This window comes from Pseudomonas sp. MF6747, from assembly GCF_963890955.1.
GTDB lineage: Bacteria > Pseudomonadota > Gammaproteobacteria > Pseudomonadales > Pseudomonadaceae > Aquipseudomonas.
Window position 1 is genome coordinate 52,237 of record NZ_CAWPSZ010000020.1, and the last position, 10,771, is coordinate 63,007.

Genomic DNA, 10,771 nt, shown 5'->3' on the forward strand with positions numbered 1-10,771 from the left:
TCGGGGGCAAGCCCCCTCCCACATTGTATTGGGTGGTCCTGAGGGGGCCTTCGCCCTACTCAACCCATTGATTTGCAAAGCGCCCGCAATCACAGCTTACCGACAGCCCGGCGCTCTGCTAAAATGCGCCGCCTTATCCGTACGTAGGCTGCACTGTGCCATTTACCTGGGTTGATTGGGCGATCGTTGCAATCGTCGCCATCTCCGCTTTGATCAGTCTAAGCCGCGGCTTCGTAAAAGAAGCACTGTCGTTGCTGACCTGGATCATCGCAGGAGTCGTAGCCTGGATGTTCGGTGGTTCATTGTCGGTTTATCTGGCCGGTTACATCGAGACACCTTCGGCTCGCGTCATCGCGGGCTGCGCCATCATGTTCATCGCCACGCTGCTGGTGGGGGCGATGGTCAATTATCTTATTGGCGAGTTGATACGTGTCACCGGCCTCTCCGGGACCGATCGATTTCTCGGCATGGCCTTCGGCGCTGCGCGTGGCGCGTTGCTGGTGGTCGTGGCGGTCGGGCTGTTGAGCCTGGGGCCGGTACAGCAGGATTCGTGGTGGCAGGAGTCGGTACTCGTGCCAAAATTTCTATTGGTTGCAGATTGGTCCAAGAACCTCATTCTGGGGTGGAGCAGTCAGTGGCTGGCCAGCGGAATCAGCGTACCCGCTGATCTTCCGTTCAAGGAACACCTCTTGCCGGCCAAAACGCCTCAGTAAGCAGTGTTCAGTCAAGATTCATTAAGTAGGGGTTGCGTCGCATGTGTGGCATCGTCGGTATCGTCGGTAAGTCGAACGTGAATCAGGCGCTGTATGACGCGCTAACCGTCCTCCAGCACCGCGGCCAGGACGCTGCCGGTATTGTGACCAGCCACGACGGCCGGTTATTCCTGCGCAAGGACAATGGCCTGGTGCGTGACGTGTTCCATCAACGTCACATGCAGCGCCTCGTCGGGCACATGGGCATTGGCCATGTGCGCTACCCGACTGCGGGCAGCTCGACCTCGGCCGAAGCTCAACCGTTTTACGTCAACTCGCCTTACGGCATTACCCTGGCGCACAACGGTAACCTGACCAACGTTGAACAACTGGCCAAGGAGATTTACGAATCTGACCTGCGCCACGTCAACACCAGTTCCGATTCGGAAGTGCTGCTCAACGTGTTCGCCCACGAGCTGGCCCAGCGCGGCAAGCTGCAGCCAACCGAAGAAGACGTGTTCGCCGCCGTGACTGACGTGCACAACCGTTGCGTCGGTGGTTACGCGGTCGTGGCCATGGTCACCGGTTACGGCATCGTCGGTTTCCGCGACCCGCACGGCATCCGCCCGATCGTGTTCGGCCAGCGCCACACCGACGAAGGCGTCGAGTACATGATCGCCTCCGAAAGCGTGTCCCTGGACGTGCTCGGCTTTACCCTGATCCGCGACCTGGCCCCGGGCGAAGCGGTGTACATCACCGAAGACGGCAAGCTGCACACCCGTCAGTGCGCCGTGGCGCCGAAACTCACCCCGTGCATCTTCGAACACGTCTACCTGGCGCGTCCGGATTCGATCATCGACGGCGTTTCGGTGTACAAGGCGCGTCTGCGCATGGGCGAGAAGCTGGCCGAGAAAATCCTGCGCGAGCGTCCTGAGCACGACATCGACGTGGTAATCCCGATTCCGGACACCAGCCGTACCGCTGCGCTGGAGCTGGCCAACCATTTGGGCGTCAAGTTCCGCGAAGGCTTCGTCAAGAACCGCTACATCGGCCGTACCTTCATCATGCCGGGCCAGGCAGCGCGCAAAAAGTCGGTCCGCCAGAAGCTCAACGCCATCGAGCTGGAGTTTCGCGGCAAGAACGTGATGCTGGTGGATGACTCCATCGTACGTGGCACCACCTGCAAGCAGATTATTCAGATGGCCCGTGAAGCGGGCGCCAAGAACGTGTACTTCTGCTCCGCTGCGCCTGCTGTGCGGTACCCGAACGTGTACGGTATCGACATGCCGAGCGCCCACGAGCTGATTGCCCACAACCGTTCGACCCAGGACGTGGCCGACCTGATCGGCGCCGACTGGCTGATCTATCAGGACCTGCCGGACCTGATCGAAGCGGTTGGCGGCGGCAAGATCAAGATCGAGCAGTTCGATTGCGCCGTGTTCGACGGCAAGTACGTGACCGGCGATGTCGACGAGGCCTACCTGAACAAGATCGAGCAGGCGCGCAACGACTCGTCGAAGATCAAGACCCAGGCGGTCAGCGCGATCATCGATCTGTACAACAACTGAGTAAACACCGGCCCTGAGGGGCCGGTTTTGTATCTTAAATAAAGAATTGAGTAAGGAGTCGCAGCATGAGTCAGGAATGGGATGCCGGTCGGTTGGACAGCGACCTCGATGGCGTAGCTTTCGATACCCTGGCTGTGCGCGCCGGCCAGCACCGCACCCCGGAAGGTGAGCACGGTGACCCGATGTTCTTCACCTCCAGCTATGTGTTCCGCACCGCCGCCGACGCTGCCGCGCGTTTTGCCGGTGAAGTGCCGGGAAACGTTTACTCGCGCTACACCAACCCGACCGTCCGTGCGTTCGAGGAGCGTATTGCGGCCCTCGAAGGCGCTGAGCAGGCGGTGGCCACGGCGACCGGCATGGCGGCCATCCTCGCCGTGGTGATGAGCTTGTGCAGCGCTGGCGACCATGTATTGGTATCACGCAGTGTGTTCGGTTCGACCATCAGCCTGTTCGAGAAGTACTTCAAGCGCTTCGGTATTGAAGTGGACTACGTACCGCTGGCAGACCTGTCCGGTTGGGACGCGGCGATCAAGGCCAACACCAAATTGCTGTTCGTCGAGTCGCCGTCCAACCCGCTGGCCGAGTTGGTCGACATCGCCGCATTGTCCGAAGTGGCGCACGCCAAAGGCGCGATGCTGGTGGTCGACAACTGCTTCTGCACGCCTGCATTGCAGCAGCCGTTGAAGCTGGGCGCAGACATCGTCGTGCACTCGGCCACCAAGTTCATCGACGGCCAGGGCCGTTGCATGGGCGGCGTGGTGGCTGGGCGTGGCGAGCAGATGAAAGAAGTGGTGGGTTTCTTGCGCACCGCCGGCCCGACCCTGAGCCCGTTCAACGCCTGGATCTTCCTCAAGGGCCTGGAAACCCTCAGCCTGCGCATGAAGGCCCATTGCGCCAATGCCCAGGCCCTGGCCGAGTGGCTGGAGCAGCAGGATGGCATCGAGAAAGTGCATTACGCCGGCCTCAAGAGCCACCCGCAACACGAATTGGCTCAACGCCAGCAGCGTGGTTTCGGCGCCGTGGTCAGCTTCGAAGTGAAGGGCGGCAAAGAGGGCGCCTGGCGCTTTATCGACGCCACTCGCTTGATTTCCATCACCGCCAACCTGGGCGACAGCAAGACCACGATCACGCACCCGAGCACCACCTCCCATGGTCGCCTGGCGCCGCAAGAGCGCGAAGCGGCCGGCATCCGCGACAGCCTGATCCGCATCGCGGTGGGCCTGGAAGATGTGGCCGACTTGCAGGCTGACCTGGCCCGCGGGCTGGCGGCCTTGTGATCGAGTGGTCCATGGATGCTGCGGCGGTCGGTAACGGCCGCGTCGCACTGGTGACCGGCGCGGCGCGGGGCATTGGTCTCGGGATCGCGGCGTGGCTGATCAGCGAAGGCTGGCAAGTGGTGTTGACCGACCTGGACCGCGAGCGTGGCTCCAAGGTGTCCAAGGTGCTGGGCGACAATGCCTGGTTTATTACCATGGACGTCGCCGACGAAAAACAAGTGGCCCAGGGTGTCGCAGAAGTACTGGGGCAGTTCGGGCGGCTGGACGCGTTGGTGTGCAACGCGGCGGTGGCCGACCCGCGCAATATCACCCTGGAAAGCCTCGACCTGGCGTATTGGAACCGCGTGCTTGCGGTGAACCTCAGTGGGCCGATGCTGTTGGCCAAGCACTGCGCGCCGTACCTGCGTGCCCATGGCGGTGCCATCGTCAACCTGGCATCGACCCGGGCGCGTCAGTCGGAGCCGGACACCGAGGCCTATGCGGCGAGCAAAGGCGGCCTGCTGGCCCTGACGCATGCCTTGGCCATGAGCCTGGGGCCGGAGGTGCGGGTCAATGCCGTCAGCCCCGGCTGGATCGATGCGCGTGATCCGGCGGCCCGGCGTGCCGAGCCGTTGACGGATGCCGACCATGCCCAGCATCCGGCGGGCAGGGTGGGTACGGTGGAAGACGTGGCGGCGATGGTGGCGTGGTTACTGTCGCGCCAGGCGGGGTTTGTCACCGGGCAAGAGTTTGTGGTGGACGGTGGCATGAGCAAGAAGATGATTTACAGCGAGTAGGGCAGATAGCCGTCTTGAAGCAATTTTGTCTTTTTCAGAAAAACTTCAAGCAGGCTATTGACTTAGGTCCGCTACCTGCGTAAATTTCGCGGCCTCAACGAAGCAAAGGGTGATTAGCTCAGCTGGGAGAGCATCTGCCTTACAAGCAGAGGGTCGGCGGTTCGATCCCGTCATCACCCACCACTTCTTGAGAGTTTTGCCCTAGGGCAAGACGCAACGTTAAAGGTTGCACCGACGCGCAGCGGTAGTTCAGTCGGTTAGAATACCGGCCTGTCACGCCGGGGGTCGCGGGTTCGAGTCCCGTCCGCTGCGCCATATTTTCCAGGTTCGACATGTCGAGCTTGAGATTGAACAGCCCAGGCTGATCGATCAGATGTTTAAAGACGGTTGAGGGTTTACGCTCAGCCGGTCAAGCGATACGCAGCGGTAGTTCAGTCGGTTAGAATACCGGCCTGTCACGCCGGGGGTCGCGGGTTCGAGTCCCGTCCGCTGCGCCATATCTGCCTCAAGGCCCACTGAACGCCTTGAAGCACAAAGAAAGCCTTAGGCTGACTTTGATCCGATAGCAAAGACCCTGGTCGAGAGACCGGGGTTTTTTGTTTCTGCGATTTGGCTTTCTGCTGCAAGAGCCGGCAAGCCGGCTCCCGCTGCGTGGTCAGAACCCCAGTTTGTCCCGCAACCCGTAATACCAGGCGCCCAGCGCCGCAAATGGCGTGCGCAGCAGTTGCCCGCCCGGGAACGGGTAGTGCGGCAGGTCGGCAAACGCATCAAAACGCTCCGCCTGACCTCTCAGTGCCTCCGCCAGCACCTTGCCTGCCAGGTGCGTGTACGTCACGCCATGGCCGCTGCAGCCTTGTGAGTAATAGATGTTGTCGCCCAGGCGACCCACCTGCGGCAAGCGCGACAAGGTCAGCAGGAAATTGCCGGTCCAGGCGTAATCGATTTTCACGTCCTTGAGCTGCGGGAAGGCCTTGAGCATCTTCGGGCGGATGATCGCTTCGATGTTGGCCGGGTCACGTGCGCCATACACCACGCCGCCGCCGAAGATCAGGCGCTTGTCGCGGGTGAGGCGGTAGTAGTCGAGCAGGTAGTTGCAGTCTTCGACGCAATAATCCTGCGGCAGCAGCGTCTTGGCCAGTTCATCCCCCAGCGGGGCTGTGGTGATGACTTGTGTGCCGCAAGGCATCGATTTGGCCGCCAGCTCCGGCACCAGGTTCCCCAGGTAGGCGTTGCCCGCGACGATGATGAACTTGGCCCTGACCTTGCCTTCGGCGGTGTGCACCACCGGGTTCGCGCCGCGCTCGATGCGCACCGCAGCCGATTGCTCGTAGATCGTGCCGCCCAGGGATTCAACAGCGGCCGCTTCGCCCAGCGCGAGGTTGAGTGGGTGAATGTGCCCGCCGCTCATGTCGAGCAGGCCGCCGACGTAGTTGTCACAGGCCACTACTTCGCGGATACGGCGTTCGTCCAGCAACTCAAGTTGCGTATGCCCGTAGCGTTCCCACAAGCGCTTTTGCGATTCCAGGTGGCCCATGTGCTTGCTGTTGAGGGCGGCGAACACGCCGCCATCCTTCAGGTCGCACTGGATCTGATATTTGGCCACGCGCTCGCGAATGATCCTGCCGCCTTCAAACGCCATCTGCCCCAGCAGCTGCGCTTGCTTGGGGCCGACGCTGCGCTCGATCACATCGATGTCGCGGCTGTAGCTGTTGACGATTTGCCCGCCGTTACGGCCCGACGCACCAAACCCCACCTTGGCGGCTTCCAGCACGGTGACGCGAAAACCGTTTTCCAGCAGAAACAGCGCGCTGGAAAGGCCGGTGTAGCCGGCGCCAATCACACACACATCGGTTTCGACGTCACCTTGCAGTACCGGGCGAGGCGGAACCGCATTCGCGGACGCGGCGTAATACGACTGGGGGTAAGGGGTGTTCGCCATCCTGGAACCTCTGTTTTATATTTTTTACGAGTGCGCCGATCCTACCTGAGTTGAAAATTGCCTGCCAGCCACCCGAAAATCACCGGTGCACCCGGCGCAAATAAATAATTCGCATATTCATAGGGTTAGCTGCAAAAAAGATGTTGACACCCCTCCGGAATTCCGTAGAATGCCGCCTCACAGCAGGCACGTAGCTCAGTTGGTTAGAGCACCACCTTGACATGGTGGGGGTCGTTGGTTCGAGTCCAATCGCGCCTACCAAACAAAATCCGCTCTGCTGGGCGGTCTGGAAGGGCTCACCGAAAGGTGGGCCCTTTTTTGTTGCCTGCGATTTACCAATGCCCCGTCCGGTGCCCGCCTTCTTGTTCAAATTGCCCTGAGTGCATCGTTACTGATCCCATGCTGCGTGGACGTGGTTGAGGTTTACTCAAAATCGCCTATACCGGTGTGGGCGCGTTCGAGTGAGCGGCGTCGTGCTATTCTCGTGCGCACAAAAACAGACGAACTTGATCACGCTGCCAGCGAATGTGGCGTGACAGGGTCGCGAAAAGAACAATGAGAAAAGAACTGAGTGCTGGACTGGACTTCACCCGCATCATCGCTTGCTTCATGGTCGTTGTTCTTCATGTTTGCGCAACCGGGGTTGCTGCGTTCGGTCATGACTGGGCTTATTTCAATGCGTATGACTCCCTCGTCCGGTCGTGTGCGCCGCTCTTCTTGATGTTGTCGGGGGCGCTGTTGCTTGGCAGATAGGAAGGGGTAAAGGCGTTTTATACAAAGCGCTTTATCAGAATTATCCCGCCGCTGATCTTCTGGTCGGTGTTCTATGTGCTGTGGAAGACGCGGTTGACGGGTGATTACGGCGGGTTAAGTGCCTCGATGGTTTCGGTGTTCAAGGGCCCTGCTTATTTTCACCTGTGGTACTTATACGCGCTGGTTGGGATCTACCTGTTTATTCCGTTCATGGCCAAGATCTACCGACATTCCACCGACGCGGAAAAACTCATCTATTTATCCATCTGGTTTGTTGTTGCCAGCGTTATTCCGTTGGTGACTTATTTTTATCCGGGTGTTGGTGATCTGGCTTCTGTATACGGGCTGTCGCCCTTTGCAGGGTTAAGCGGGTTCGTGTTTCTCGGGGCTTACGTGTTTGATCGAATACAGACGCAGCAAGCGCCCACCGTGCTTGTGGATGCCGCAGGATTTCTGATTTGTGCGGTGTGCACAGCGTTGGCCACGTATGGGTTTTCGTTGCGCGACGGCGTGCCCAATCAACTGTTTTTCTCTTACCTTTCGCCTTTTGTCGTGGTCGGCTCTATTTTCGGCTTTCGCCTGTTTGTTGAACTAGGCGCGCGCCTGGCCCGACATGCCAAGGTCTTGAATGTTCTGGCGGGCTCTACCCTGGGTGTGTACTGCTTGCATATCTTTGTGATGAATAGACTGAGCATCGTCTATGGGCCTTTGATCGAAGGGCATTCGATGCTCTGGATAATTCCCGCGCTGGTCTTCTCTGTCTTCCTCATCACACTTGTGCCGATATTCATTGCGCGCCTGTTCACACCCTTGAGGCATATTATTTAAGATTCTCAGCGCGAATGCGGCCCCCGCGCGGTTATGCGCAGCGGAGGTTGAAAGGCATTACTGATGGGTCAGCAGAACAGCGTGGCAACCGACAACAGGCAGATGATTTGAACAACCATCTGGCAGCGTATTTCACCATTTGTTGTCGTCATATTCATTTGTCCGGCGTACATAGCGGCTACCTCTTGGTCGGCAATACTGCCGTGAGCGGTGCGCAAAACGCGCCACCGCTCATTTGAGTATAGGTCTGGAACAGGATTCTTCACGGTCCCGTCGTTTTGGCGCGATTCAGCACGCTTTCCCCGGCGCCCACCGGTAAACGATACACGTCAATCAATCCCACGAGCCCAAGCAGCGCCACGCCCACGAAGGCCACCCGAAAGTCCCCGACGGCCGCGTGCACGGCGTGCCCTTGCACGGCCATCGACGCCCGTAGCAACAGCGCCGCCATGGAAACCCCCAGACCCATCGCCAGCTGGAACGCCATGCTGAACAGCGCCGACGCCTCGCTCATCCGCGCCTTGGGGACGTCGGCGAAGCCGATTGAGTTGTAGCAAGTAAACTGCATCGACCGTGACAGCCCACCCACGAACAGCACGGCCGCCATCAGCGGCAACGGCGTTTGCACCGTGAACAAGGCGCAGGCGGCAACCAATGCGACGCCAATGGCGCCATTGACCAGCAGCACCGGGCGAAACCCGAAGCGTTGCATGATTGGCGTCGTGAAGGGTTTCATTGCCAGGTTGCCGGCAAACACCGCCAGCACCAGCAAGCCGGCATCCACCGGAGAAAGGCCGAAACCCACTTGAAACAACAGGGGCAGCAGAAAGGGCAGGGCGCTGATGGCGAGACGGAACAGCGACCCGCCAAGAATACTCACGCGAAAGGTGCCGATGGACAGGGTCTGAAGCGGTAATAACGGTTCAGCATGCTGGCGGCAATGACGCACGGCCCATGCCGCGAGCAACGTGCCCGTGGCCACCAGTACAAAACCCGGGGTCAGCGTTTCGCTGGTCTGGTTGCCCAGCCATTCCAGCCCGCCAAGCACTGCCACGCACGCACCGGCCAGCAGCACAAAGCCTTTGGCGTCGAACCGCCGTACGCTGGCCTCGCGCCCCTTGGGCACCAGCCACAAAGCGGCAACCAGGGCCAGTATCCCCAGAGGCAGATTCACGTAAAAAATCCACGGCCACGTTGCGTGGGTCACGATCAAACCACCCACCACCGGCCCTAGAATCGGCGCGACCAGCCCAGGCCAGGTGATCACCGCAATCATGTTCACCAAGTCTTTTTTGTCGGTATTGCGCAGCACCGCCAGGCGCCCCACCGGCACCATCAGCGCACCGCCCACGCCTTGCAGCACGCGGGCGATCACGAACATCTCAAGGCTCTGGCTCAACCCGCAAAGCAGCGAAGCCAGGGTGAAGATGATGATCGCAGCGGCGAACACCCGACGTGCGCCAAAACGGTCGGCGATCCAACTGGACAACGGGATGAAGATCGCCACGGCAAGAATGTACGCGGTGATGCCGATATTCATGTCGACCGCCGTGACCCCGAACGCCGACGCCATGGTGGGCAAGGCGGTGGCGATGACGGTGGCATCGAGGTTCTCCATGAAAAAGGTCACGGCGACCACCAGGGCGATCAAACGGGTCTGCACGCTTGAAACAGGTGTAACGGATGAAGTCACCGGCGTTGGCCTTTTTCAGTGAAGGTCGATCGCACTCGACAATACCGGGTCAGCCCTGGGCCCGCACGCTCGAATTACCGCGTCTGCGTCACCTTCTTCAAATACCGCGGCTGATCCGGATTGCGCCCGCGCGCCACAGCCAGCTGCGCTGCGCTCAGATAGAACCCTTGAATCATCGTGAAGGGCTCCAGTAGCGCATGTGCGGTCGGCACGCTGGGCAACAGGCCTTCGCAAACCGTACCGCGCGGCGCCACCACCAGCACGCGGGCACCGCGGGCGCGCATCTCCGCGGCAAAGGCCAGGGTGCCCGGTTGCTCCGGGCCGCTGGGCGCGAAGACCAGCACCGGGTAGCCCTCTTCGATGATCTCCATCGGGCCATGGCGCACTTCCGCGCTGGAAAAAGCTTCAGCCTGGATGCCGGAAGTTTCCTTGAGTTTCAGCGCGGCCTCCTGGGCTATCGGCAACGCGGCGCCGCGACCGATCACCATCATTTTGTCGGCGTTTGTGAGCATGCCAAGCAGTGGCGACCAGTCCTCGGCAGCAGCGTTATGCAGATGGCCCGGCAAGTGTTGCAGAGCCTCGCTCAGGCCGGTGTCGATGGCCAGCGCATCTGCCAGGCTGGCGACCGCCTGGGCGCCGACCATTAACATCGCCACGTAGCTTTTGGTGGCGGCCACACTCTGTTCCAGGCCGGCAGGCAGCAGGATTTCATGCTCGCTCATGGCTGCCAGCGGTGAGTCGGCGGTGTTGACCAGCGCCACCGAATGCGCGCCGCGCTGATGCAGGTAATGCACGCTGTCAATCAGGTCGGGGCTTTTGCCGGACTGGGAAAATGCCGCGACCCAGCTGTTCTTCAAGCGCAGCGGCGGTTGTTGCAAGCTGACCAGTGACAGGGGAATCGACACGCTGGGGATGCCGACCTGACTCATCAGTGCATAGCTGAAATACGCGGCGGCATGGTCGGAGCTGCCGCGCGCGACGGTGATCATCAACTCGGGCAGCGTCTGCGCCCATTGCCGGGTCAGCGCATGGATCGCGCTGTCATCCTCGAGCATGCGCTGCACGATCGCCGGGATTGACAAGGTCTCACTCAACATCAATGACATGATTAAACTCCTGGCGCGTCGAGGGTCTTGCCGGCCGCGATCAGTTGCTGCGCAAGGGCGTTCAGCCCGGCCGCGTCCATCGCCATGCTCAAGGCGCCCCACAGTGGCGCATCGTGGGTGAAGTGCGCAGCGGCGAGGG

8 protein-coding genes, 4 tRNA genes and 1 pseudogene are annotated in these 10,771 nt (G+C 60.5%); 9 read left to right on the plus strand and 4 right to left on the minus strand.

The genetic code is table 11. From position 1 onward, the window contains the following. The first annotated feature begins 155 nt into the window (after positions 1-155). The 7 genes from AACW30_RS18385 (at position 156) to AACW30_RS18415 (ending at position 4,810) form a co-directional block, all read left to right on the plus strand. Positions 156-713, plus strand: a complete 558-nt coding sequence (locus AACW30_RS18385) for a CvpA family protein (protein ID WP_003192538.1) — start codon at positions 156-158, stop codon at positions 711-713. 41 nt (positions 714-754) lie between these two features. After that, positions 755-2,260, plus strand: a complete 1,506-nt coding sequence (purF, locus tag AACW30_RS18390; protein ID WP_058426877.1) for an amidophosphoribosyltransferase — start codon at positions 755-757, stop codon at positions 2,258-2,260. Positions 2,261-2,325: 65 nt separating this feature from the next. Further along, the gene (locus AACW30_RS18395) at positions 2,326-3,537 is read left to right on the plus strand and encodes an O-succinylhomoserine sulfhydrylase (protein ID WP_099583998.1); all 1,212 of its coding nucleotides are present in this window, start codon (positions 2,326-2,328) and stop codon (positions 3,535-3,537) included. Positions 3,538-3,548: 11 nt separating this feature from the next. After that, positions 3,549-4,313, plus strand: a complete 765-nt coding sequence (locus tag AACW30_RS18400) for an SDR family oxidoreductase (protein WP_106576690.1) — start codon at positions 3,549-3,551, stop codon at positions 4,311-4,313. A gap of 107 nt (positions 4,314-4,420) precedes the next feature. Beyond that, a tRNA-Val gene (locus AACW30_RS18405) sits at positions 4,421-4,496 on the plus strand. 55 nt (positions 4,497-4,551) lie between these two features. After that, positions 4,552-4,628 (plus strand) — tRNA-Asp (locus AACW30_RS18410). A 105-nt stretch (positions 4,629-4,733) separates the two neighbouring features. Further along, a tRNA-Asp gene (locus AACW30_RS18415) sits at positions 4,734-4,810 on the plus strand. Positions 4,811-4,968: 158 nt separating this feature from the next. On the opposite strand, the gene AACW30_RS18420 is transcribed toward AACW30_RS18415, so the two are convergent. Beyond that, positions 4,969-6,252, minus strand: a complete 1,284-nt coding sequence (locus AACW30_RS18420) for an NAD(P)/FAD-dependent oxidoreductase (protein WP_106576691.1) — start codon at positions 6,250-6,252, stop codon at positions 4,969-4,971. A 184-nt stretch (positions 6,253-6,436) separates the two neighbouring features. Between AACW30_RS18420 and AACW30_RS18425 the strand changes: the two genes are divergently transcribed. After that, positions 6,437-6,513 (plus strand) — tRNA-Val (locus tag AACW30_RS18425). A 249-nt stretch (positions 6,514-6,762) separates the two neighbouring features. Here the strand turns inward: AACW30_RS18425 and AACW30_RS18430 are convergent. Further along, the gene (locus AACW30_RS18430; RefSeq protein ID WP_339385060.1) at positions 6,763-6,912 is read right to left on the minus strand and encodes a hypothetical protein; all 150 of its coding nucleotides are present in this window, start codon (positions 6,910-6,912) and stop codon (positions 6,763-6,765) included. Here AACW30_RS18430 and AACW30_RS18435 point away from each other — a divergent pair. Further along, positions 6,862-7,833: pseudogene (locus tag AACW30_RS18435) on the plus strand (acyltransferase). The gene AACW30_RS18430 and the pseudogene AACW30_RS18435 overlap by 51 nt on opposite strands. A 262-nt stretch (positions 7,834-8,095) precedes the next feature. Here the strand turns inward: AACW30_RS18435 and AACW30_RS18440 are convergent. Both AACW30_RS18440 and AACW30_RS18445 read right to left on the minus strand, forming a co-directional pair. Next, positions 8,096-9,451: an MFS transporter gene (locus AACW30_RS18440; protein WP_200625580.1), complete on the minus strand. Its 1,356-nt coding sequence runs from the start codon at positions 9,449-9,451 to the stop codon at positions 8,096-8,098. Between the two features lie 149 nt (positions 9,452-9,600). Further along, the gene (locus AACW30_RS18445) at positions 9,601-10,635 is read right to left on the minus strand and encodes an SIS domain-containing protein (RefSeq protein WP_442793551.1); all 1,035 of its coding nucleotides are present in this window, start codon (positions 10,633-10,635) and stop codon (positions 9,601-9,603) included. Between the last annotated feature and the right edge of the window lie 136 nt (positions 10,636-10,771).

Coding starts and splice junctions, on each gene's coding strand:
- purF (WP_058426877.1), top strand. CDS start 755: ATGTGTGGCATCGTCGGTATCGTCGGTAAGTCGAACGTGAATCAGGCG.
- AACW30_RS18395 (WP_099583998.1), top strand. CDS start 2,326: ATGAGTCAGGAATGGGATGCCGGTCGGTTGGACAGCGACCTCGATGGC.
- AACW30_RS18400 (WP_106576690.1), top strand. CDS start 3,549: ATGGATGCTGCGGCGGTCGGTAACGGCCGCGTCGCACTGGTGACCGGC.
- AACW30_RS18420 (WP_106576691.1), bottom strand. CDS start 6,252: ATGGCGAACACCCCTTACCCCCAGTCGTATTACGCCGCGTCCGCGAAT.
- AACW30_RS18430 (WP_339385060.1), bottom strand. CDS start 6,912: ATGACCGAACGCAGCAACCCCGGTTGCGCAAACATGAAGAACAACGAC.
- AACW30_RS18440 (WP_200625580.1), bottom strand. CDS start 9,451: ATGGAGAACCTCGATGCCACCGTCATCGCCACCGCCTTGCCCACCATG.